This window comes from Mycobacterium sp. NPDC048908 (assembly GCF_043197955.1).
Taxonomy (GTDB): Bacteria; Actinomycetota; Actinomycetes; order Mycobacteriales; family Mycobacteriaceae; genus Mycobacterium.
This window is the reverse complement of record NZ_JBICUE010000002.1, coordinates 457,968-480,183: the sequence shown is the minus strand read 5'-3', so window position 1 is coordinate 480,183 and position 22,216 is coordinate 457,968. Positions and strand designations below refer to the sequence as shown.

Sequence of the window (22,216 nt, the reverse complement as noted above, 5' to 3'; positions counted from 1 at the left end):
CACTTTGCAGCGCCTTCACGCCCGATGCGGGACGACGATGTCGAGACTGAGGAAATCGGGCGCCTTGATGACGCGACGAAGCATGAACCGAATGAACGCCGGCATGTCGGACGCGCTCTCATCGCGGTACAGCCGCGGAGAACCCAGCTGGTAATGCCGCCGTCGACTCTCGAGGTCGCAGCCCCCCGCGGCGAGAACATTACGGACCCAGTCCGCGCCGGGCCCGTAGGTCAGCGCGATCACGTATCGATCCCCACGACGGAACGCCCACAGCGGAGTTCGGTACGTCTCACCCGACGTGCGCCCCCGATGGATGACGACCGCCCACCCCGGCGCCCACGGCGCGATGAACTTGGTGAGCCGGTTCAGGCCCACTTTGTTGGCCTTGGCAACCCATCGCGGTGCTGGCATCCCAAAAGCTCCTCACCTGTGGAAGTTGTTTCCACGCTATGCCCCCGCGCCGCTGCTGGCGGGTGGAACCGACCGCATCGACGCCGGTGGACGATCTCATCGGACGGTTGGCTCCCGTGATCACCGCCCATCCGGGCGTCCTCAGGTGAGCGGCGGGTTGTGCGGCGACGGCAGCGGCGCATCGCTGTGCACAGCCGTACCGGCAATCGCCACCGCCGAGTCAACGGTGAATCTCACCCGGCGCCCGACACCTCCGTCGTCGCCACGAACATTCGGTGGCGTCCATCCGACTGCAGCGGTGCCGGACAGGTGAAGCCTTGTGCCACTGTCGAAGTCGACGAACAACAAGGACGCCGTCGGATCGGACTCCAGGTTGCCGAAGCTGTTGAACATGTTGTTGCCGGGGTAGTCCGGCCACCACAGGCCGTCGTCATCGACGCGGACAAAGCCTGGCGGGCCGCCGCGGTGCGAAGCATCGGCGCCCCGCGTCGGGTGCACCGTGCCGAGGAAGAACGTGTCGGCCCGGGTGATCAGCGCGACGTGTTCGGCGCTGAGGTGATCCGAGCGCTCGACATCGACGGCGGCGTCCCGCTCGACGTGTTCTAGGTGGCGCTGCTGAATGTATCTGGGACAGTTGCCGAATGCTTGGTCGACGAACACTTCGAGGCCCTCGTCGTCGGCTTTGGTCAGGTAACCGTTAACCCGGGCCCTGCGCCTGGTGGCGAATTCGATCGCCAGCATGCCCACGGGTTGTCCCGACGGCAGGCCGCACAGCGGATCGCTGGGCGCCGGTGCGGTGTCGACGCGCAGAGTCCGGTCATGAGCGTGCAGGAATCCCGGCGGGGCGAGCAGCGGCGAAACCCACAGTCTGCCAGCGTTGTCACGCGCCGTGATGACCGCGAAGTCGCGGTCGGCGAGGAAGCTTCCGATACCTCCGTTGAGGTCGGGCACGACCAACATGGCGCTGCCGAGGCGCGCCGCCGTCGCTCGCACCCCCGCACGCGCCTGGACCGCGAGTTCGCCGTCGTGAAAGCCGTGCTCAGCCATCACACCACATCCAGTACCGCCTTACCCGCGACCCGGCGGTCGAGCAACGCCTGCGCCGCATCTGACACGTCCGTCCATGGTGCGCGCAAGCCGATCTGCGGATCCAGGTCACCCGCTGCCAAGAGCTCCACCAGATACTCCAGGTCCTGACGGAACGGCGTGCGAACCGTGAACGGCTCCAACCGTTTATGCACACCGGTTCGCCGTTCGACCTCGAAATCAATGGTGCTGGGCTCGTTGGATGCCATCCCGATCGATTGCAGTGACCCGCCCTCGCCGAGCAGGCCGAACGCTTCGGTCAGTAGTTGTCCGCCGACGTTGTCGAGCACACCGAACACCGGTTCGGTGACGCCGCTGAGCCCGACGACCACCTCCGCGGCGCCCAAGTCCGCCAACCCCTCGCCGCGGGCGGCCGACCCGACCGCCGCGATCACATGCGCGCCGGCGCGAGCCGCCAACTGCACCGCGAATCGGCCGACCCCGCCGGACGCACCGGTGATGAGCACACGGCGGCCGACCACCGGCCCGAGTGCGCGAAGCGCCTGCAGTGCGGTCACTCCGGCTACCGGCAGCGCCGCGGCGGCGCCGAAGTCGACCGAATTCGGAAGTACAGCAAGGTTTTCCGTCGGCACGGCGCGCCGCTCGGCCCAACCTCCCGCGCCGTTGAAACCCACTACGCGGCTTCCGACCTGCGGGCCCGACCCGTCCGCGGCGGCGTGCACGACAACTCCGGCGGCGTCCCAGCCGGGAATCTCACCAGGCTTGCGCATGTGGTCGATGAAGTGCACCTCGCCGAAGTTCAGCGCCGTCGACCGCACGTGAACCAGGGCTTCGGACTCGGCGGCGACAGGCTCGTCGACGTCGGCAAGTCGCAGATTTGCCTGCGCCGTGGGGTCGTAGATGACTGCGCGCATGCCACCGTCAACCCGATCTCCCGACGGTTATTCCCTTAGCTGCGTGCCGGGGCAAGCCGCTTGAGCGCGAGCCCACCCTCGAATGGCCGGAAACCGAACGCCGGCGGGGCGACATAGCCGGTGTCACCCAGTGGCGTCTGCACCTCGGTGACCGATGGGCCGATCTGAGCGGCAACCGGAGCCAGCGCGTCCAGGTCGAACCGGTACAAACGGCCAGCGTTGCCGCCGAGGATTTTGCGGCACGCGGCCTCCGACTGGTCGTGCAGAGCCCATCGGATGGCCAACTTGGATTGAGGCGCAAATCCTTCCTCGTGGGGGTAGTCGCTACCCCACATCATGTGGTCGGCGCCCATGTAGTCGATCATCGACGACTCGTACGGCGTGAGTTCGGACGCCAGGTAGCAATTGCGTTTGGCGTATTCGCTGGGCGCCAGCCTCAACTCGTCGATCGACGAACCGCCGAACATCCCGTACGTGCGGTTGTGCGCATCGGTTTTCATGCTGGGCACCATCACGTCGAGAAGCATCATCTGCTGCTGCAGCCACAGCGTGCCCTGCTCGGTGGGCACGAACCGCAGTGTCGGGTAGCGCTCGAACACGCCGGCCAGGATCAGGTGAGAGACCGTACGCTGCGCCCACATCGCCATCTCGGTGACGAGCACGGCGTTGGACGCGGGTTGATCCATCGGCATCGACGGGCTACCGGCCCCGGCGTGCTGCACCAGCGTCAGGTCGAGGTCGGTGCACAACGCCCAGATCGGTTCATAGCGGGTATGAAAGAGCGGGGCGACACTCGGATCGCCGGGCGACACGGCGGGCAGCAGCACCCCGCCGAAGCATTCTTGGTTTGCGCCCCAACGGATCTCGTCGAGCGCAAGCTCGATGTCGTTGGGAAAGATCTGTATCAGACCCCGGCGCCGCGCCGGGGCCAGCGCACAGAAGTCGACCTGCCAGCGGTTGTGCGCCTGCACGCCTGCCCACCGCTTCTCGAACTCGTCGCGGGTGCGCGGCAGGCTGATCGTGATGTTGGGCGTGGTCGGGAAGAACGGCGGGATCGTGTTCGGCAGGAGCACTTCGGCGGCCACGCCGTCGGCGTCCATCTCGGACATCCGCATCTCGTGGTCCCAGTTGCGCTGTGCGGTGGCGACGACGAGGTCGTCGAACGGGCTCACGTAGGTCCGCGCCCACGCGTCGAAGTCCTCGTGCAACTGAGCCGGCAGGTACGGCTTGTAGTCGTACAGATCAGCCCCGGCGTGAGTGTCCGTCGAAATCACGACGTAGCGATCGATCGTGTCCCAGGTATCGGCCATTGCCCCATCCTGGCCTCGCCTGGGCCCGCGTAGGCGGAATTGGTGCGACGCGCGCCCATCCGGCCCCGCGAGACTGCGGGGAGATCGCATTTTTGTCGCGTGTCGGCGATCTCCCCGCAGTCTCGGCGTAGCGCTACGGGCACGGCGTCGGGATGAACAGCGACCAGCACCAGCCCGGCGGCAGCGGCGGCGTCAGGTTCGGCGGAGGAGGCGGCGGCCCAGGTGGATTCGGTCCATCCCAGATGTTCTGCGCCACGTTGCCCTGGCCGTGATAGACGTAGTAGTAGGTGTGGCAGATGTTGTTGTCCCAGATCACGGGGTTGACCCGGATATTTCCGGTCGCCACGGGCGGGTCACCCGGGCACCAGGTGTACGGGCCGCCCGGCGGGGTGCCTGCCTGAGCGGAGCCGGCAGCCAGACCGACGCCTGCGGCCGCGACGCCCGCCGACACCAGCGCCCCGGTGAGCAGCCGTTTCGCGTTGGAAATGGTGGTCATGTCGTGTCCCTTTGCTTCTGCGTCGCCGCATCCGGCGTCGTCGATCAAGCAAGTTCACAGCCGCTTTAGCACTACCGATCCCAACAAACGATCAGCCGCCATGGATGTCGAGGCCGTGCGCGGCGGCGAAGGCCATCGCCTGCTCGATGTCGACCTTCGCCCCGCGTAGCGCCGCCGTCGTCCACAGCGTCGGGTCCACCCGCGCACCACGCAGGTCGGCCTCGCCCAGCTTGGCGTTCTGCACCCGAGCACCGGACAGGTCGGCGCGCCGCAGTACGGCCTTGCGCAGATCGGCTTCCACGAGTCCGGCTTCGCGCAACCGGCAGTCGGACAGGTCGATGCCACGCAGATCCGACGCGCCGAGGACGGTCAGCGTGAAATCCACCTCGACGAATTCGATCGGCCGCATCCGACAATCGGTGAACACCGAGCCGAGAAAGCTGCAATGACGAAACACACTGTGCAGCAACGATGTCCGGCGGAATGTGCAATTGCGGAACGCAGAACCCACGTGTTCGGATTCTGAGAGATCGGCGCCGCTGAAGTCGCACTCGGTGAACACCACGCGCTCGGTGCGCAGGCGGCTCAGATCCTCGTCGCGAAAATCCTGGCCGTCGTATTCCCGCTCGGTCCAGACCTCGTCATCCACGGGCTCAGCCGTGCAGCGGCGTGAGGCTGTTCAGCGCGTACTCCGTGACGGCGATCAGCGCGGCCTTGGCCGACTGCCGGTCGCGGGCGTCAACGGTGATGACGGGAATCTCGTCGCGCAGCGCCAACGCCTTGCGGACCGCGTGGGCGGGATGCCTTGGCGCCCCGTCGAATTCGTTGATCGCGATCAGGAACGGCAGATTGCGCGCCTCGAAGAAGTCGACAGCGGCAAAGCTGTCGGCCAGCCGCCGGACGTCGACAAGGATGATCGCGCCGATGGCGCCGCGCACCAGGTCATCCCACATGAACCAGAAGCGGCGCTGCCCAGGCGTGCCGAACAGATACAGCACAAGGTCGTCGGCCAGCGTGATGCGGCCGAAGTCCATCGCCACCGTGGTGGTCTGCTTCGTCGGGGTCAGCTCGAGACCGTCCACCCCGGCCGAGGCGTTGGTCACCAGAGCCTCGGTGCGCAGCGGCATGATTTCGGATACCGCACCCACGAACGTCGTCTTGCCGGCGCCGAAGCCACCGGAGATGACGATCTTCGTCGAGGCGGTGTCCCGCCCCTCAGAGCGCTCGTAGGCCACGCAGCGTCCTTCCTATCAATTCACGTCGTTCGTCGATGGTGGTCGAGTCCCCGATGGTGGTGTGCACCCGTAGATAACCTTGCGTCACGAGGTCACCAATTAGCACGCGCGCCACGCCGAGTGGCAGCGACAACACAGCTGCGATTTCCGCCACCGACGGACTGTCGGCCGACATTGCCAGGATCTGGCCACGCACGTCGTTGCCCGGCCAGCGCGGCGGTTTGGGCGGAGACGACACCGTTTCGACAGGTGCCTCCAGCGGTAGGTGGACGCGGGAATCAGTTCGACCAGCCGTCAACGTGTACGGGCGAACCAGCTGTGGTTCGTCCGCATCGTCTGATTCCCAATAGTCCATCGGCGCTCACGAGTGCTGCGTGGCGCGCCGTCCCGACTGGACCACGGCACCGACTCGCTCCACCAAAATGGCCATCTCATAACCGATTTGGCCGATATCGCAGTTGCGGCTCGCCAGTGTGGCGAGGTTGGACCCGTCACCGACGCGCATCAGCAGCAGGTAACCGTTCTCCATCTCGACGACGGACTGCAGTACGTAGCCACCGTCGAACAATTGCGAGGCACCCGTGGACAGGCTCGCCAGACCAGAAGCCACCGCGGCGAGCTGGTCCGCACGTTCGGTCGGCATGTGCTCACTGGCGGCCATCAGCAGCCCGTCGGCGGACACCAGCACGGCGTGCGAGACGCCGGACACTTCGCGGGCGAACTTCGAGACCAGCCAGTCGAGCGAATCGCGCTGCCTCGAACGTGGCGGGTGGGTCATTCGGTATCGGTTCCTCTGGTCTCTTGAGCATGCGATCGGCCCGCGCGCACCCCACCGAAATGGTTGCTGATGCTTGCACGGACCGCGTCCGGATCGCGCGACGGAATCGAGCCTCCGCCGGTGTCGAACTCAGCCGCCGATGCTACCTGTTCGGCACCGCCGTTGCTGCTGTGAGCACCGCCGTTGGCGTGATGACCGCCTGCGACGTCGACGGCCCCTGGCACCAGGCGCGCGCCGGGCTGGCGCATCGGCAGTCCTTCCTCGGTGTGCTCGGTGACCGGAGCATCGTCCGCCGCGGCCGCCGCCGACCAGCCGTGATCCCACACCGACTCCCAGTTCAGGTCCTCGCTCTTGGCGAGTTCCGTCGGGTCGACGAGCCATTCGGAGAGCATCTTCTGGTAGATCGCGTCGTCGGCGCCCGCCGTCGCGGAGGGTTCGTCGACCAGGTGTCCCGCCGGCGGCTCGGGGCCGCGAGGCGCCTGCGACTGCGAATGGCCGACGTCCGGACCGCTCGACACGCCGTTGCTGGCGGCCTGCGCGCGGGACGCAAAGAACGCCGATGTGTCGACGGGTGCGCGGTCGGCCTCCGGTTGAGGTGCGAGCGGTTGGCCCCACGGCGGGTGTTCCTCGGTCTGCGCCGGCATCGAGTCCTCGGGCCACACGTCGTCGGCGGACCACTCGTCCTGTGGCGCCTGCTCGGGCGGGGCCAGCGACGTCGGGATGTCGGCGATACCGCTGGCGCCGGGATTGCGCTGCGGCAACAACGCGACCGGCACGTCGCCATGCCCGTTGGTGTACTCGTGCCCGGGCTCCTCGAAGTGCTCGTTGTGGTCGTGATCGTCGTCGAGGGCCAGCGCGGTGTGGATGCCTGCGTGGGCGTCGGCCGGCAGACCGTAGTCGGGCTCAGCGAATTGAGCGAATTGGTCGGGCGCGCCGGCAACCACCAGTAAGGCGGCCGGGACGAACACACCGGCGGTGGTGCCCGAATTCGGCTCTCCCGCAATGGTGCTGCGCAACCGGACCACCAGGCCGTGCTGGGCGGCCAACCTGCCGACCACGAACAGACCCATGTGGCGGGCGGTGTAAGGGTTGACCTCGCCGCCCGACTGCAGCCTGGTGTTGGCCACCCGCAGATCGGATTCGGTCATGCCGATGCCGATGTCGCTGACCTCGATGACCAACCCGCCGTTTCCCGTGTGCACGGCCGACACCCGCACCTGCGAGATCGGCGGCGAATAGCGCAACGCGTTGTCGAGCAGCTCCGCCAGCAGGTGCACCAGGTCGCCTGCGATCGCACCGACGACCTCGCTGTCGGGCACCGTTGCGGTGACCACCCGGGTGTAGTCCTCGACCTCGGAGGCCGCGGCGTTGATGATCGCCGACACCGGCACCGCATCGGCCTGCTCGCGCGGCACCTTGGCACCCGCGAGCACCAGCAGGTTGGCGCCGTTGCGGCGCATCCGGGCGGCGAGGTGGTCGAGCCGGAACAGGCTCTCCAGCCGCTCCGGATCCTCCTCGTTGCGCTCGAGGCGGTCGATCAGCGACAACTGCTGGTCGACAAGTGAGCGGCTGCGCCGCGACAGGGTTTCGAACATGTCGCTCACCTGCAGTTGCAGTTGCGACTGCTCGCCTGCCAGCAGGACCGCCTGCTCGTGCAGTTCGTCGACGGCATGTGCGACCTGGCCGACCTCTTCGGAGGTGTAGACGGGGATGGGCTGGACGTGGCCGGCCTCGCCCCCGGCGCGGACCCGTTCGATCTCGCGGGCCAGGTCCTCGTGCGCCACCTTCAGCGCGCTGTCGCGCAGCCTGCGCAGCGGCCGCACCAGCGACCGCGCCACCAGGATGACCAGCAACAGGGCCAGCAGCATTGCGGCGACGACGATCACCGCATCGCGGATCGCGCCGCCGCGCTGGGCCGCCGCGTCGGCCTCCACCGCGTCCGTCACCACACGAGAGGTGTCGGCGACCATCTTGTCGGCGATCTGATCGGTGGCTTGAATCGATGCGCTCAGGTCCGGGTTGTTGACCAGCACCGCCGCCGGATCGGACATGATCGCCAGCCGCTTGACGAACTCCTCCTGAAGCTTCTGCGCCGCACCAGAACCGACGCCGAGCACCTGGCTCATGCCGAACAGCGTCGACGGCTCGGTGCCGGCCACCGTGGTCATCGACAGCCGCAGTTCGGGATCAGGCAAGTCGCCGCCGAGATTGACCAACAGCTGCTGGATCATCATCTGGCCGCGAGCGCCGACGGCGCGGCTGAGGCCGAGCGTCTCGGCGCGGATGCGCTCGTCGTCGACCCGTACCGAGCCGTTGATCGCGTCCTCGGCGGTCAGCAGGATCGGTGTGTAGGCCTGCACCCGGTCGCGCAGCCCGATGCTGTTGGCGGTGACCTTGTCCATCAGCCCCTGGCCGGCGCTGATCATCGTGTTGACGCCCTTGCTGACGTCGGGCGCGACATCGGTGGAGGTCAGCCGCCGCTGCAAGTCCCCTCGACTGCTGTCGAACGCGGTCAGCGCCGCCTGGGTGTCGCCGCCGGTCGAACTCGCCAGCATCGCGCCGTCGAGCGAGGCCATATAGCTCGCGATCGCGGGCACCATTTCGGCGCGGTCGGCGGCACGGCGCAGATCGGCGGCTTCCGTCGCGCTGGAGTAGATGCGCAAACCGCCGAACGTCCCGGCGAGAACCAGCGGCACCAAAACGATGGCGAACACTTTCCAGCGCACCGGCCAATTGGCAATCGACCATCGCGACGGTCTCTTGGCGGGCGGCGACTGTTTCGGCTCGAAATCGACGACCGTGCCATCGGCCTTCTTCAGCTGCGAGAACGCGGTCATGGGCGCCCGCCGGTGCGATCGGCCGCCTGCCCGCAATTCAATAATGGAGCGTGGTTCATAAGGCTTCCTGCTGATTTCGCCCACCAAAGGGCACGCGTTCTACGCCTGGCAATTGGTCGAGTATGACAGCCATGTGCAGCCGATTCCACAATTCTTACTAACCAGACAGAGTTCTTAACCGGCCTGATCCGCTGTCTTGTATCGCGTGAGCAAATAAATTCAAGCGGCCCGAAGGACCGCGACAAGGAAGTCGGAGTGGTCGGTGAACGGCCGCAGATCCCAAGTCGACAGCAGGAGATCGGGGGCCAATTCCGCCGTGGCCGCGTCGTCGAGAAACTCGGTGAACGCGTAACCCCGACCGGCGCCGAAGCCGATCGCGGCTCGGCCGTCGGCGGCGAGGTGGGCGCGTAGCCGGCGCAACACCTGGAGCCGGGTGCTTGGGGCGAGGAACGCCATCACATTGCCTGCGGACACGATGACGTCGAACGGCTCGACGATGCCGCGCGCGGGCAGGTCGAGTTCGGCCAGGTCGCCGACCAGCCAGCGTGGACCGGGATAGTCCTGCTCGGCGGCCTCGATCAAGGCCGGGTCGACGTCGACACCGACCACCCGGTGCCCGGCCTTGGCCAGCACTCCACCCAACCGGCCCGGCCCGCAGCCGGCGTCGAGGATATGCGCGCCGCGGGGCGCCATCGCGTCGACGAACCGAGCTTCGCCCGCCAGATCCTCACCGGCGCGGGCCATCGACCGGAAACGCTCGATGTACCAGTGCGAGTGCCCGGGGTTGGCAGCAACCTTCTGCATCCAGATGCTCCGATCGACCATGTAAGCATTATCGCCGTGTTCAAGGTGCTGTTCTTTTCCCCGCGCATTGCGCCCAACACCGGCAACGCGATCCGGATGGTGGCCGCGACGGGATGTGAGCTGCATCTGGTCGAGCCGCTCGGCTTCGATTTGTCCGAACCCAAGTTGCGTCGCGCCGGCCTCGACTACCACGACCTGGCGTCGGTGACCGTGCACCGCGATCTCCCCGCGGCATGGGAGGCGCTCGGACCGACGACGGTGTACGCGTTCACCGCACATGCCGCCACGTCGTTCGCCGACGTCAGCTACCACCCGGGCGACGTCTTGATGTTCGGGCCGGAACCGACCGGCCTGGATGCCGCGACGCTGGCCGACCCGCATATCAGCGGCCAGGTTCGTATCCCCATGCTGGCGGGCAGGCGATCGCTGAATCTGTCGAACGCCGCCGCCGTCGCCGTCTACGAGGCGTGGCGGCAGCACCGGTTCACCGGCGCGGTCTAGTACCGCGAGCGAGACATCTCCCGCGACTACCAGGTGTCCCAGTGAGTGACTTCCTGCGCCGGCAACCTGGTGGCCCGCTTGAAGTCGGTGCCCTTTGTATAAGCGATCGGGAACAGGCCGGCCTGGCTGTACTTGTCGTGCGGGATGCCAAGGAGTTCGGCTGCCTGCTTTTCGCCTTCGCCGAGCAGGTGCAGCGTCGTCCACGCCGAGCCGAGGCCACGGGAGCGCAACGCCAGCATGAAGCTCCACACCGCGGGCAGCAGCGATCCCCAGAACGACGCGGACATGCCCGCGGGTACGCCGTCGGGCCGTCCCTCCAGGCACGGAATCAACATGACGGGCACCTCGTGGAGGCGTTCGTTGAGGTACTTCGCCGAGTCGTAGACCCGTGGCCGCTGCTCGTCGCGAACGTCGCCGTACACAGGTTTGGGCGAGTCGAGGTACGGGGTCGCGTTGGTTCGGTAGATCTCGGCCAGCGCCGCGATCTTGGCCCGGTCGTCGACGAACACCCATTGCCAGCCTTGATGATTGGAGCCCGTCGGCGCTTGCAGCGCCAGGTCCAGACACTCCATGAGCACCTCGCGGGGCACCGGCTTGTCGAAATCGAGTCGCTTGCGCACCGAACGCGTGGTGGTCAGGACTTCGTCGACGGACAGGTTCAAGGTCATTTCGTCGAGACTACCGTCACGTCGATGACGGTTGAACCCACGCGGAGGCTGCCCCCAGGTCGGCTCGCACCTCGGGGGCGATGTGTGCGGCAAACCTCATCCGCGTCAATCTCGGGCGGTCTTCTACTCACCCGCTCGCACGGGGCTGTCACCATTTCGGTGAGCCGACAAGACTTGTCTTACCTTCCCGTTGCTGAATGTGCAGCAGAACACGAATGTCGATGTTCCAGTAAAGAACAACTACGCGCGACGCCCGCGCCATGAGACCTGCTAGCTGGTCCTTTGATCGCGATCCGCCAAAATTCATCCCAGATTGGTTAACAACCGGTAACCCTTTACAGCTCGTTGCTGAATTTGCGTCATTGGGTGCAGTTTGATGTGGGACTGAATAGCCGGCGTCGCCTAGTTTCCCGGCCCACGGCCGGGCAGTAATTCGGCTCACGAAAGGTCAATATGCGAATTGCGGCAAAATCAACTGTCGGATGCGTTAATTTTCCTCACCAGATGGTGATCACTCACCGAACGGGAGGAGGGGAAGCCGATTATGAGGCTTGGAACACGACGTGCACTTCGGCGATACGCGATAGCGAGCGTGGTAGCCGCGATTCCGCTCGCCGCGATGTGCGCGGCGATGACGTATCTGCTCGACCCGAGGCCGGAACCGGTCGCGCTGGATTTCACCCCCGTGGTGTCGATCGACCAGTCGTCGACGACCGTCGGCATTGCCGACTCTGATCTGTACGGAAAGTCGAACGCCGAGATCATCGCATCGCTGGACGACATGCAGTCGTTGGGAGTCAACACCGTGCGAGTGTTGATTCCGTGGGGCGATATTCAGAAGGTGCCGCCAGGCAGTCCGTTGGAGGTTTTGGCGCCGCCGGACTGGTCCAAAATGGATTTCATTGTGAACCAGGCTGTTTCGCGTAATATGGCGGTGCTTGGTGTGCTGAGCGCGACGCCGTACTGGGGCGGGCAGAACGGCACCGGTTGCGTTGGTTGCCCAGGGGTGGCGCCCGACCCCGCCAAGTTCGCCGCGTTCGCCGGACTGGCCGCGGGCCGATACGCGGGGAAAGTCTCCGCTTACGAGGTGTGGAACGAGCCGAATTACATCAAGTCCTGGCTGCCCGCCCCGGACCCTGTCGCCTACACCAATGTCTTGAAGGCCGTCTACACCGCGATCAAGGGTGACCCCAACGATCCCAACGATGGCGCAGATCCCAACGCGCTCGTCGTCGGCGGAGTCTTGGGTTCGGTGGCCGGCTTCGCCGGAATCACTTATGACACTGTCGATTTCGTGCGCAAAATGTATGCGAACGGTGCAAAGGGATACTTCGATGCGCTGTCATATCACCCCTATAACTTCAAGACCAAGTTCTCCGACGGCACATACTCATGGACGAAACCGTGGAACAAGTTCTCTCCGCTCAACCAACTGCTCGAAATCCGGCAGTTGATGATCGCGAACCAGGATCAGGCATTGCGCATCTGGGCAAGCGAATTCGGTCTGCCCACCGGCGGCCCCAATGCGGTCAGCGAAGCGACGCAGGCAGCCTTCATCTCTGACTTCCTCGACAAATGGTCGAGCATGTCCTTCACCGGTCCTGCGTTCATCTACACCCTTCGTGACCGCCTCGGCGCCGAGCTGACCGAGCAGGGATCGCTAGGGGTCTTCAAATACGCTGCGGCGCTCAATGATTGGGTGATGAAGGCGGCTGCCGAAGTCATCAAGGACTTCATCGACGCCCACCCGGCCGACCCGACCGACCCGACCGATCCGCCGGGCACGACGAGTCCACCAAATCCGGTTCAGCAACTCACGCAGGCGTTGGCGGCGTTCTTCCACCAGGTCCAAGCCACGGTTGGGAGCGTCGTTGGTTCGGTCACTGGTTTCGTCAATGCCATCGCCAAGGCGGTAGCCAGGATCTTCAACCCTGGCGGCGCCGCGATCAAGGCGGTACCGGCGGCACTGCGAGACGAGGTCGCCGAAGGTACGAGCATGGCCGCGGCGGCGGTGCAGAACAAGACGACCGCGATGGATCGTTCGTCGTCGGTCGCCGGCAAGGATGTCGCCGACACGGCATCGGGGATTACGGCAGGCGAGAAGACGCCGTTGACGACGGGTGCGCCCCAGACGGGCATCGACACGCAAGCAGGGGCAGAGCGGAAGGCCATGGACGCGACGAAGTCGTTGACCGACGACACCGAGCCAACCGTCTCGACCGAGACCGAGACCCCCACGCCGGCGAAGGCTGCCGAATCGGACACGAGCAGTGGTGGCACAGGCGATGTCACCAAGACCAAATCACGTGAACGCGTACGGACCGGACTCGTCGCCCGGCCGACCAAGGCCGGCTCCAGCAGTACGACAGAATCGCAGAATCCCGGCAGCGAAGCTGACAAGACTCCCGGTGACAGCGCGTCGTCGTCGAGCGGATCGGAGTCCGGCGCTGCTGACTCGGGTGGGTCCGGGCCCGACTCCGGCGAGGCGAGTTAGCGGAAGTCGCGACTCTTCGAGCCGACCTTCATCGAGAGCTTGCCCATCCGGTCGGCGACCACGGTGACCGCACCGGTGGCGTTCTGTACCTGACCCCGGATCAGCAACGCCGACGCCGTCTGGGCCAGCTTTCGGTGCCGCGCCCACACCCCCGGCACGCACAACACGTTGACCATCCCGGTCTCGTCCTCCAGATTGATGAACGTGACGCCCTGCGCGGTGGCGGGCCGCTGCCGATGCGTGACCGCCCCGGCCACCAGCACCCGGGTTCCGTCGGGCACCGAAAGCAGTTGATCGGCGGGTATCACGCCGATGGCCTCGAGGTCCTCACGAAGGAACTGGGTGGGGTAGCTGTCCGGTGAGATGCCGGTGGCCCACACATCGGAGGCGGCCAACTCCAGGTCCGTCATGCCGGGCAACGACGGAATGTGTGACGACGCCCCGACACCGGGCAGCCGGTCGGGCCGCTGCGAGGCGGCCGCACCGGCCGCCCACAACCCTTCACGGCGGGTGATCCCGAAGCAGGCCAGCGCTCCCGCGGTGGCCAGCGCCTCGGTCTGCGGCACCGACAACTGCACTCGACCGGTCAGATCCAGCAGGGAAGCGAACGGCCCGTTGGCTTTTCGCTCCTCTACAATCTGCTCGGCCAACTCGTCGCCGATGTGCCGGACGCTGCCGATGCCAAGCCGCACCTCCATACCGACGTTCTCCAGCGTGGCGTGCGCCAGGCTGGCGTTGACGTCGGGACCATGCACAGTCACCCCGTGCCTGCGGGCGTCGGCCACCAGCGACTGCGGTGAATAGAAGCCCATCGGCTGCGCCCGCAGCAGCGCTGCGCAGAACGCCGCCGGGTGATGCAGCTTGAACCACGACGAGTAGAACACCAGCGAGGCGAAGCTCAATGAATGGCTTTCCGGGAAACCGAAATTGGCGAAAGCCTCCAGCTTCTCGTAGATCCGGTCGGCCACCTCGCCGGTGATGCCGTGCCGCTCGCGCATGCCGTCGTAGAACCGGCCCCGCAGCCGCCGCATCCGCTCGGTGGAGCGCTTGGACCCCATCGCCCGACGCAATTGGTCGGCCTCAGCGGCGGAGAAGCCTGCGCAGTCGACCGCGAGCTGCATGAGCTGTTCCTGAAACAGCGGAACTCCCAACGTCTTGCGCAGCGCGGGCGCCATCGACGGGTGGTCGTAGGTGACGGGTTCGACGCCGTTGCGCCGCTTGATGTAGGGGTGCACCGACCCGCCCTGAATCGGCCCCGGGCGGATCAACGCGACTTCGACCACCAGGTCGTAGAACACCCGCGGCTTCAGTCGTGGCAAGGTGGCCATCTGCGCGCGCGACTCCACCTGGAACACGCCGACAGAGTCGGCTTTCTGCAGCATCTCGTACACGGCGGGCTCGGACAGGTCCAGTTTCGCCAGATCGACCTCGATGCCCTTGTGCTCGGCCACCAGGTCGATGCAGTAGTGCAGCGCCGAGAGCATGCCGAGGCCCAGCATGTCGAACTTCACCAGACCGATTGCCGCGCAGTCGTCTTTATCCCATTGCAAGACGCTGCGGTTCTCCATCCGTGCCCACTCCACCGGGCACACGTCGGCGATCGGCCGGTCGCAGATCACCATGCCGCCGGAATGGATGCCCATGTGCCGGGGCAGGTTGGAGATCTGCATGGCCAGATCGATCACCGACGGCGGGATGTCCTCGACGTGAGGCGATTCGGCCAGGTTTCCCCACTGGCCGATCTGCTTGCTCCAAGCGTCCTGCTGCCCCTGCGAGAAGCCAAGCGCGCGGGCCATATCACGCACCGCGCTGCGACCCCGGTAGGTGATGACGTTGGCGACCTGTGCGGCGTAATCACGGCCGTAGCGGTGGTAAACGTACTGGATGGCCTTCTCACGCAGGTCGGATTCGATGTCGATGTCGATGTCCGGTGGTCCGTCTCGCGCCGGGGACAGAAACCGTTCGAACAGCAACTCGTTGGCGACCGGGTCGACGTTGGTGACCCCGAGCGCGTAGCAGACCGCCGAGTTGGCCGCCGAACCGCGGCCCTGGGCGAGGATGCCGTTGTCCTTGCAGAACCTGGTGATGTCGTGCACCACCAGGAAGTAACCCGGAAAGGTCAGCTCCTCAATGATTTTCAGCTCATGCTCGATCTGAGCGTAGGCGCGCGGTGCGCGTTCCGGCGAGCCGTACCGCGCCCTGGCGCCCCGCATGACCAGATGCCGCAGCCAGCTGTCCTCCGTGTGCCCGTCGGGGACGTCGAACGGCGGCAGCTGCGGGGCGATCAGCGCCAGCCCGAACGCACACTGCTCGCCGAGTTCGGCCGCCGCCGTCACCACCTCGGGACAATGGGCGAACAACCGCGCCATCTCCTCCCCCGACCGTAGGTGCGAACCGCCCAGCGGGGCAAGGTAACCGGCCGCCTCGTCGATCGATTTGCGGGCCCGGATCGCTCCCATCGCCATGGCAAGCCTGCCCCGTGACGGCGCGGCGAAGTGTGCGGCGGTGGTGGCCACCACGCCCACCCCGAATCGCGGCGCCAGTTCGGCAAGCGCGGCGTTGCGCTCGTCGTCGAGGGGATGGCCGTGATGGGTGAGTTCGATGCTGACCCTGCTGTGGCCGAACCGGTCCACCAGGTCGGCAAGCGCTTGGGCCGCCGCGTCGGGACCTCCTGCGGAAAGCGCTTGGCGGACATGACCTTTGCGACATCCGGTCAGGATGTGCCAGTGCCCACCCGCCGCCTCGGTCAGCGCGTCGTAGTCATAGCGCAGCCTGCCCTTCTCACCCCCCGCCAGATGCGCTTTGGCGAGCTCGCGCGACAGCCGCCGATAACCCTCCGGTCCGCGTGCCAGCACCAGCAGATGCGGCCCTGGCGGATCGGTGTCCTCGGTGCGGTCACCCCCACCGAGCGACAACTCGGCGCCGAACACCGTCTGCATCTTCAGCTCCTTGGCGGCCTCCGCGAACCGCACCACCCCGTAGAGCCCGTCGTGGTCGGTCAGCGCGATGGCCCGCAGATCGAGGCGAACAGCCTCCTCGACCAGTTCTTCCGGTGTGCTGGCCCCGTCGAGGAAGCTGTATGCCGAGTGCGCATGCAACTCGGCGTAGGGCACCGACGAGCCGGGCCGCTCCACCTCGAGCGGCTGATACTCGCCTCGCTTGCTCGACCAGGCCGGGCTGTCGCCGCCGTCGCCGTTCGGCTGGTCGATGGGCCAACCGGCACGGCGGGGCTTGCTGTTGAGCACCCGCTGCATTTCCGTCCAGCTCGGCGGGCCGGTGAACCAGCTCATGCCCACCAGTGTATCGAACGCATGTTCTAATGAGTGGGCCGACCGTGGTCGGCGGGTTCAGGGCAGATCTGTCGCCGCTAGTTGGTCTCGGGGTACGACCATCATCGGTACATCCAGCACCCGCAGCATCTTGGCCGCGGTCGAGCCCAGGAACAGTCGGCGGGGTGCGCTGAGCCGACTCGAGCCGACCATGATCAGGTCACCGTCGCGCCACGAAAGCTTGCGCACCGCGTCCTCGACGGTGTCGCCCTCGACGGTAGTTGACGTCACGGGAAAGCCCTCCGGCAGCGAACTTTTCGCGGTATCGAGTACGTGCTGAGCGTGGGCGAGCGCGCGCCCACGCACCGCCTCCTCGTCGGCACGCAACGAACCGAACGTCGGGTCGAGCGCCACCAGCGAAACCAACCGTAACGGTGTGCCTGCGGCCTCACTGAAGCGAACCGCCTTCTCCAGCAGCAGATCCGCGCCCGCTCGCTCCCCTATCGCACAGGTGACCTCGCGGACCCGGTCGATCGTCGACTCGCGGATTCCGCGGGGTGCGACCACCACCGGTACGGGCGACGAGTGCAGCAGCTCTTTGACCACCGAGCCCAACGAGTAACTGCCCGCGAGGCCGCCGCCCGAGCCGCCGACCACGATGAGGTCGGCCGCCAAGCGTGCGGTTTCGCGAATCAGCCCGTCGGCGAACGATTCATCGAACGTGACGTGGCTGTGTGCGGTCAGGTCGTCAGGTACCGACGGGAGCGCCTCGGCGAGCCACTTCTGCGCCTGCTCGCCGAGCTTGGTCTCGTAGTCCCGCGCACCGGTGAGACCCGGCACACCCCGGTCGGCAGGCAGCACGATGCACGCCTCGACTTCGGCACCGAGGGTCCGCGCAAGCCGCGCGCCGAGTGCCATCGCGTCCGCGCCGCCCGGGGTGGCCAGATATCCAACGACCAGCTTCATAGCCGACATCCTGTCAACCCATGATCGGGATTACCGGCGGTTCGAGCCAATCAGTCGGTGTATTCCGCCGTGCCGTCCTCCAGCACCAGCCGGGAGTCGGACCCGTCCGGGTTGGCCGCCTCGGTGCGGAACACCGCGTGTCCCGGCTCGGTGCGCCAGATTGACGTCGTGAGCGTCTCGCCGGGGAACACCGGTGAGGTGAACCGAGCGCCGACCTGGTTGACCCTGGTGGCGTCGCCGCCACCCAGTTCGCTGACCAGCGCGCGACCCGCGACACCATATGTGCAGAGCCCGTGCAGAATTGGCTTCGGGAAGCCGGCAAGGTTCTGCGCGAACCACGGATCGCTGTGCAGCGGATTACGGTCACCGGACAACCGGTAGATCAGGGCCTGGTCCTCGCGCGTCGGCAACGCGATTCGCGCGTCGGGTTCGCGGTCAGGAATCTCCGGTGCCACCGGCCGCTGACCGGGCTGACCACCGAAGCCGCCCTCGCCGCGGATCACCGCTGTCGTCAGCGTTTCCGCGACCACCTCGGACGTGTCGGGGTCGGTCCCCGTCGCCTTCAACATCACGATCGCGTTCTTGCCTTCACCCTTGTCCTGGATGTCGGCCACCTCGGCGACGACGCTCAACTTGCCCGCGGGCGGTAACGGCTTGAACAGCCGGATCTCCTGCGAACCGTGCAGCAGCATGGCGAAGTTGAAGCTGCCGATCTTGCCAGCCGCGGCGAACGGCAGGCAGGCGATCACCGCGAACGTCGGCAGCACCTGCTGGGGAATGTCGTGGCTGTTCTCGGTGGTGAACGCCAGGTCCGCAGTGCCCGCTCCGATACCGAGTGCGTAGAGCAACGTGTCGCGGTCGGTCCATTCGAAGGTGCTCGGGTCGGTCTTGGCGCCTACGGCGTTGGGGTCAATCGGCATAGACGGACGATAACGGTTCACCCTGCCTGTGAGCCTGGGTTGACCTTCGCGAAGCCAAGGGTGACCATGGCTCGATGCGTTATGTCGTTACCGGCGGTACCGGGTTCATTGGCCGGCGAGTGGTGTCGGAGATTCTGGCCCGCAGCGAGGACGCCGAGGTATGGGTGTTGGTCCGGCGCGAGTCGCTGCCCAGGTTCGAGCGGCTCGCCAGCGACTGGGGCGACCGGGCCAGCGCCCTGGTCGGCGACCTGACCGCGGATGGCCTCGGGCTCACCGGCGAGACCGTCGCCGAATTGGGCGCCGTCGACCACGTCGTGCACTGCGCGGCGATCTACGACATGACCGCCGACGAGGACAGCCAGCGGGCGGCGAACGTGGAAGGCACCCGCGCGGTGATCGACCTGGCCCACCAGCTCGATGCCACGCTGCACCACGTGTCGTCGATCGCCGTCGCGGGCACCTACCGTGGCGAGTTCACCGAGGACGACTTCGACGTCGCACAGGATCTGCCGACCCCGTATCACCAGACGAAGTTCGAGGCGGAGATGCTGGTCCGGTCCGCGCCGGGTCTGCGCTACCGGGTGTACCGGCCCGCGGTGGTGGTGGGCGACTCCCGCACCGGCGAGATGGACAAGGTCGACGGCCCCTACTACTTCTTCGGCCTGTTGGCCAAGTTGTCGGTGCTGCCGCGGTTCACGCCGATGGTGCTGCCCGACACCGGCCGCACCAACCTCGTCCCGGTGGATTACGTGGTGACCGCGCTGGTCGAGCTGATGCACGCCGACTGTCGCAACGGCCAGACCTTCCATTTGACCGCGCCGAAAACCATTGGCCTGCGCGGCATTTATCGCGCTGTCGCGGCGGCAGCGGGGTTACCGCCGCTGCGCGGGTCACTGCCGAGGTCGACGACGACACCGTTGCTGCGCGTCAGTGGGCGCGCGAAGGTCGTCCGCAACATGGCCGCCACCCAGCTCGGTATCCCCGGCGAGATACTCGACGTCGTCGACCTCGCGCCCCGGTTCACCTCCTCCAATACCGAGGAAGCGTTGCGGGGCAAGGGGATAGCGGTTCCGGAATTCGCCTCGTATGCGCCGAGGCTGTGGCAGTACTGGGCCGATCACCTCGACCCCAACCGGGCCCGTCGCGACCACCCCGCAGGGCCGCTGGTCGGCAAACACGTGATCATCACCGGTGCATCGAGCGGCATCGGCCGCGCCTCGGCCGTCGCCATCGCTGAGCGCGGCGCAACAGTTTTCGCGTTGGCACGAACCGCCGATGCACTCGACCATCTGGTGACCGAGATCCGGGACGCAGGCGGACAGGCGCACGCGTTCGCGTGCGACGTCACGGACTCGTCGTCCGTCGAGCACACCGTCAAGGACATCCTCGGTCGGTTCGGCCATGTGGATTACTTGGTCAACAACGCCGGCCGGTCGATCCGGCGGTCGGTATCCGCATCCACCGACCGCCTGCACGACTACGAACGTGTGATGGCGGTCAACTACTTCGGTGCCATCCGCATGGTGCTCGCGCTGCTACCGCATTGGCGTGAACGCCGATTCGGGCACGTGGTCAACGTGTCCAGCGCCGGTGTTCAGGCCAGCAGTCCGAAATACAGCGCCTATGTGCCGAGCAAGGCGGCTCTGGACGCATTCGCCGAAGTCGTTGGCACCGAGACGCTCTCGGATCACATCACCTTCACGAACATCCACATGCCATTGGTGAAGACGCCGATGATCGCGCCGTCGCGCCGGCTGAACCCGATGCCGCCCATCACCGCCGAACACGCGGCTGCCATGGTGGTGCGCGGATTGGTCGAGAAGCCGGCGCGCATCGATACGCCGGTCGGCACGCTGGCCGACGTCGGGATGTACTTCACGCCGAAGCTGTCCCGCCGCGTGCTGCACCAGATCTATCTCGGCTACCCCGACTCGGCGGCGGCCCGCGGCGTGGAGACCGAAGCCACCCAACAGCGCACACCGCGACGGCCCAAGCGCCCGCCGCGCGGCGTCAGGCCGCTGCGCGCGCTGCGGCCGGTCACCCGTCCGGTCAAGCGGGCCGTGCGACTGGTACCCGGCGTGCACTGGTAGGTGGCCGGTTCTATCGTTGGCGACGTGACTGCTGTGCCGGTGTTCGTCGACGTCGATACGGGCGTCGACGACGCCATGGCGCTGGTGTACCTGTTCGCCAGTGACGACGCCGCTGTGGTCGGTATCGCGTCGACCGCGGGAAATGTTGGGGTGGAACAGGTTTGCCGGAACAATCTGGCGCTGTTGGATCTGTGTGGCATCACCGGCGTGCCGGTGTCCAAGGGCTCCGAGCGGCCGCTCAGTACGCCGTTGCGCACCGCCGAGGACACTCACGGGCCTCAGGGCCTGGGTTACGCGACGCTGCCGACCACCGACCGTCAACTCACCGCGCACGACGCCGCCGAGGCGTGGGTGTGCGCCGCACGGGCATACCCCGGCGAGTTGGTGGGCATTGCTACCGGGCCGCTGACCAATCTGGCGCTGGCGTTGCGCCTCGAGCCGGCGCTGCCCACGATGTTGCGTCGGCTGGTGATCATGGGTGGCGCGTTCGACTACCGCGGCAACACCACTCCAGTGGCGGAATGGAACATCAGCGTCGACCCCGAGGCGGCAGCCGAGGTGTTCGCCGTGTGGAGTGCCGCCTGGGGACTCGAAGCACCTAAGCACATCCCAATCGTGTTGGGGCTCAATCTGACCGAGAATGTCGCGATGACACCGGCCATCTTCAGCAGGCTCGCCGAGGCGGCTGGGTCCTCATCTGTTCCGATGAGTGTGCTCGACGCCCGCGGCACCAGGTCGGTGGCGTCCAATCCGCTGATCCGTGTGCTAGAGGACGCAATGCGGTTCTACTTCGAGTTTCACTTCGACCAGGGCGAAGGTTATCTGGCCCATCTGCATGATCCGCTGGCCGCCGCAGTCGCGCTGGATCCCGATCTGGTGCAGTACCGGGCCGCCGCGATCGATGTCGAGTTGACCGGTACGTTCACCCGCGGCATGACGATTGCGGATTGGAGCGGCCACTGGGGCAGGCAGCCCAATGCGCTTGTGGGTATCGAGGTCAACCCTTCCGCGTTCTTCGACCGGTTCATCGCGCGGGTGGGCCCGTTCGCACGGCGATCGGTGTGAATCCACAGCGATCTACAGGTTGGTTGCAGTCAATCCACAAGTTCGCCGTCGAAGATGCTCCAGACGACGAATGGAGACGACGAGTGAAGCCGCTGAAGTTTTTCGCCGGTCTGGTGATCGCGGGTGGTGTCGCTTTCGGCGCGATGGGGACGGCTGGAGTTGGCGTAGCGTTCGCCGATTGGCCGCCGCCCGGCCCCGGTGGCGACCGCGACCATCACGACTGGGGGCCGCCGCCACCCCCACCGCACTGGGATCGCCCGGGACCCGCCGGGTGGGGTCCGCCCCCGCCGGATGGCACATGGAACGGCGGCTGGGAACCCGACGGCGGATTCTGCTTGTTCGGCGCCTGCATCTAGCTCCCAGCGCCGAAACTGCGGTGAGATCGCGAACTTCGCTGAAATCGCGATCTCG

Annotated in this window: 20 protein-coding genes; 5 read left to right on the top strand and 15 right to left on the bottom strand. The window is 66.5% G+C overall.

Annotation, left to right across the window (positions count from 1 at the left end):
• Window positions 1-15 precede the first annotated feature (15 nt).
• The 11 genes from ACGFK1_RS06915 to ACGFK1_RS06865 all read right to left on the bottom strand — a co-directional run bounded on the left by ACGFK1_RS06915 (window position 16) and on the right by ACGFK1_RS06865 (window position 9,853).
• Complete coding sequence (locus tag ACGFK1_RS06915; protein ID WP_393427494.1) at window positions 16-411, bottom strand: nitroreductase family deazaflavin-dependent oxidoreductase; 396 nt, start codon at window positions 409-411, stop codon at window positions 16-18.
• A 141-nt stretch (window positions 412-552) separates the two neighbouring features.
• Window positions 553-1,458 (bottom strand): pyridoxamine 5'-phosphate oxidase family protein, encoded by a 906-nt coding sequence (locus tag ACGFK1_RS06910; protein WP_393427493.1) that lies wholly within the window; start codon window positions 1,456-1,458, stop codon window positions 553-555.
• Complete coding sequence (locus tag ACGFK1_RS06905) at window positions 1,458-2,372, bottom strand: zinc-binding dehydrogenase (protein WP_393427492.1); 915 nt, start codon at window positions 2,370-2,372, stop codon at window positions 1,458-1,460. Before ACGFK1_RS06905 ends, ACGFK1_RS06910 begins: the two co-directional genes overlap by 1 nt.
• A 35-nt stretch (window positions 2,373-2,407) precedes the next feature.
• Entirely contained in the window at window positions 2,408-3,682 is a 1,275-nt protein-coding gene (locus tag ACGFK1_RS06900; protein ID WP_393427491.1) for an amidohydrolase family protein, read from the bottom strand.
• Between the two features lie 133 nt (window positions 3,683-3,815).
• Entirely contained in the window at window positions 3,816-4,178 is a 363-nt protein-coding gene (locus tag ACGFK1_RS06895) for a hypothetical protein (RefSeq protein WP_393427490.1), read from the bottom strand.
• Window positions 4,179-4,269: 91 nt separating this feature from the next.
• A complete protein-coding gene (locus ACGFK1_RS06890) occupies window positions 4,270-4,827 on the bottom strand; it encodes a pentapeptide repeat-containing protein (protein WP_393427489.1) in 558 nt (185 codons plus the stop codon).
• A gap of 4 nt (window positions 4,828-4,831) precedes the next feature.
• Window positions 4,832-5,413, bottom strand: coding sequence for an ATP/GTP-binding protein (locus ACGFK1_RS06885; protein WP_393427488.1), 582 nt, complete (start codon window positions 5,411-5,413; stop codon window positions 4,832-4,834).
• On the bottom strand, window positions 5,394-5,768 hold the full coding sequence (locus ACGFK1_RS06880; RefSeq protein ID WP_393427487.1) for a DUF742 domain-containing protein: 375 nt from the start codon (window positions 5,766-5,768) through the stop codon (window positions 5,394-5,396). The genes ACGFK1_RS06885 and ACGFK1_RS06880 overlap by 20 nt, the downstream gene beginning before the upstream one ends.
• 6 nt (window positions 5,769-5,774) lie before the next feature.
• Entirely contained in the window at window positions 5,775-6,191 is a 417-nt protein-coding gene (locus ACGFK1_RS06875) for a roadblock/LC7 domain-containing protein (RefSeq protein ID WP_393427486.1), read from the bottom strand.
• Window positions 6,188-9,028 carry an ATP-binding protein gene (locus ACGFK1_RS06870; protein WP_393427485.1) on the bottom strand — a complete coding sequence of 947 codons (2,841 nt, stop codon included), beginning with the start codon at window positions 9,026-9,028 and terminating at the stop codon, window positions 6,188-6,190. Before ACGFK1_RS06870 ends, ACGFK1_RS06875 begins: the two co-directional genes overlap by 4 nt.
• A 219-nt stretch (window positions 9,029-9,247) precedes the next feature.
• Window positions 9,248-9,853, bottom strand: a complete 606-nt coding sequence (locus ACGFK1_RS06865) for a class I SAM-dependent methyltransferase (protein WP_393427484.1) — start codon at window positions 9,851-9,853, stop codon at window positions 9,248-9,250.
• 15 nt (window positions 9,854-9,868) lie between these two features.
• Between ACGFK1_RS06865 and ACGFK1_RS06860 the strand changes: the two genes are divergently transcribed.
• Window positions 9,869-10,333: a tRNA (cytidine(34)-2'-O)-methyltransferase gene (locus ACGFK1_RS06860; protein WP_393427483.1), complete on the top strand. Its 465-nt coding sequence runs from the start codon at window positions 9,869-9,871 to the stop codon at window positions 10,331-10,333.
• Window positions 10,334-10,359: 26 nt separating this feature from the next.
• Here the strand turns inward: ACGFK1_RS06860 and ACGFK1_RS06855 are convergent, their stop codons facing one another.
• Complete coding sequence (locus ACGFK1_RS06855; protein ID WP_393427482.1) at window positions 10,360-11,001, bottom strand: nitroreductase family protein; 642 nt, start codon at window positions 10,999-11,001, stop codon at window positions 10,360-10,362.
• Between the two features lie 592 nt (window positions 11,002-11,593).
• On the opposite strand from ACGFK1_RS06855, the gene ACGFK1_RS06850 reads away from it, so the two are divergent.
• The gene (locus tag ACGFK1_RS06850; RefSeq protein WP_393427481.1) at window positions 11,594-13,495 is read left to right on the top strand and encodes a hypothetical protein; all 1,902 of its coding nucleotides are present in this window, start codon (window positions 11,594-11,596) and stop codon (window positions 13,493-13,495) included.
• Here the strand turns inward: ACGFK1_RS06850 and ACGFK1_RS06845 are convergent.
• The 3 genes from ACGFK1_RS06845 to ACGFK1_RS06835 are packed head-to-tail and all read right to left on the bottom strand — an operon-like array spanning window position 13,492 to window position 18,650.
• Window positions 13,492-16,785, bottom strand: a complete 3,294-nt coding sequence (locus ACGFK1_RS06845; protein ID WP_393427480.1) for an error-prone DNA polymerase — start codon at window positions 16,783-16,785, stop codon at window positions 13,492-13,494. The genes ACGFK1_RS06850 and ACGFK1_RS06845 overlap by 4 nt on opposite strands.
• Window positions 16,786-16,842: 57 nt before the next feature.
• Complete coding sequence (locus tag ACGFK1_RS06840) at window positions 16,843-17,730, bottom strand: universal stress protein (protein WP_393427479.1); 888 nt, start codon at window positions 17,728-17,730, stop codon at window positions 16,843-16,845.
• A gap of 50 nt (window positions 17,731-17,780) precedes the next feature.
• Window positions 17,781-18,650: a MaoC/PaaZ C-terminal domain-containing protein gene (locus tag ACGFK1_RS06835; RefSeq protein WP_393427478.1), complete on the bottom strand. Its 870-nt coding sequence runs from the start codon at window positions 18,648-18,650 to the stop codon at window positions 17,781-17,783.
• 74 nt (window positions 18,651-18,724) lie between these two features.
• Here ACGFK1_RS06835 and ACGFK1_RS06830 point away from each other — a divergent pair, with 74 nt between their 5' ends.
• The 3 genes from ACGFK1_RS06830 (at window position 18,725) to ACGFK1_RS06820 (ending at window position 22,161) form a co-directional block, all read left to right on the top strand.
• Window positions 18,725-20,740: an SDR family oxidoreductase gene (locus ACGFK1_RS06830; protein WP_393427477.1), complete on the top strand. Its 2,016-nt coding sequence runs from the start codon at window positions 18,725-18,727 to the stop codon at window positions 20,738-20,740.
• A 75-nt stretch (window positions 20,741-20,815) separates the two neighbouring features.
• Window positions 20,816-21,805 carry a nucleoside hydrolase gene (locus tag ACGFK1_RS06825; RefSeq protein ID WP_393427873.1) on the top strand — a complete coding sequence of 330 codons (990 nt, stop codon included), beginning with the start codon at window positions 20,816-20,818 and terminating at the stop codon, window positions 21,803-21,805.
• An 83-nt stretch (window positions 21,806-21,888) separates the two neighbouring features.
• The gene (locus tag ACGFK1_RS06820) at window positions 21,889-22,161 is read left to right on the top strand and encodes a hypothetical protein (RefSeq protein WP_393427476.1); all 273 of its coding nucleotides are present in this window, start codon (window positions 21,889-21,891) and stop codon (window positions 22,159-22,161) included.
• Window positions 22,162-22,216 lie beyond the last annotated feature (55 nt).

Excerpts from the sequence above, each read along its gene's own strand:
- ACGFK1_RS06895 (WP_393427490.1), bottom strand. The coding sequence starts at position 4,178 with ATGACCACCATTTCCAACGCGAAACGGCTGCTCACCGGGGCGCTGGTG.
- ACGFK1_RS06835 (WP_393427478.1), bottom strand. The coding sequence starts at position 18,650 with ATGCCGATTGACCCCAACGCCGTAGGCGCCAAGACCGACCCGAGCACC.
- ACGFK1_RS06915 (WP_393427494.1), bottom strand. The coding sequence starts at position 411 with ATGCCAGCACCGCGATGGGTTGCCAAGGCCAACAAAGTGGGCCTGAAC.
- ACGFK1_RS06875 (WP_393427486.1), bottom strand. The coding sequence starts at position 6,191 with ATGACCCACCCGCCACGTTCGAGGCAGCGCGATTCGCTCGACTGGCTG.
- ACGFK1_RS06845 (WP_393427480.1), bottom strand. The coding sequence starts at position 16,785 with ATGAGCTGGTTCACCGGCCCGCCGAGCTGGACGGAAATGCAGCGGGTG.
- ACGFK1_RS06900 (WP_393427491.1), bottom strand. The coding sequence starts at position 3,682 with ATGGCCGATACCTGGGACACGATCGATCGCTACGTCGTGATTTCGACG.
- ACGFK1_RS06905 (WP_393427492.1), bottom strand. The coding sequence starts at position 2,372 with ATGCGCGCAGTCATCTACGACCCCACGGCGCAGGCAAATCTGCGACTT.
- ACGFK1_RS06910 (WP_393427493.1), bottom strand. The coding sequence starts at position 1,458 with ATGGCTGAGCACGGCTTTCACGACGGCGAACTCGCGGTCCAGGCGCGT.
- ACGFK1_RS06830 (WP_393427477.1), top strand. The coding sequence starts at position 18,725 with ATGCGTTATGTCGTTACCGGCGGTACCGGGTTCATTGGCCGGCGAGTG.
- ACGFK1_RS06870 (WP_393427485.1), bottom strand. The coding sequence starts at position 9,028 with ATGACCGCGTTCTCGCAGCTGAAGAAGGCCGATGGCACGGTCGTCGAT.
- ACGFK1_RS06880 (WP_393427487.1), bottom strand. The coding sequence starts at position 5,768 with ATGGACTATTGGGAATCAGACGATGCGGACGAACCACAGCTGGTTCGC.
- ACGFK1_RS06840 (WP_393427479.1), bottom strand. The coding sequence starts at position 17,730 with ATGAAGCTGGTCGTTGGATATCTGGCCACCCCGGGCGGCGCGGACGCG.
- ACGFK1_RS06855 (WP_393427482.1), bottom strand. The coding sequence starts at position 11,001 with ATGACCTTGAACCTGTCCGTCGACGAAGTCCTGACCACCACGCGTTCG.
- ACGFK1_RS06865 (WP_393427484.1), bottom strand. The coding sequence starts at position 9,853 with ATGGTCGATCGGAGCATCTGGATGCAGAAGGTTGCTGCCAACCCCGGG.
- ACGFK1_RS06825 (WP_393427873.1), top strand. The coding sequence starts at position 20,816 with ATGGCGCTGGTGTACCTGTTCGCCAGTGACGACGCCGCTGTGGTCGGT.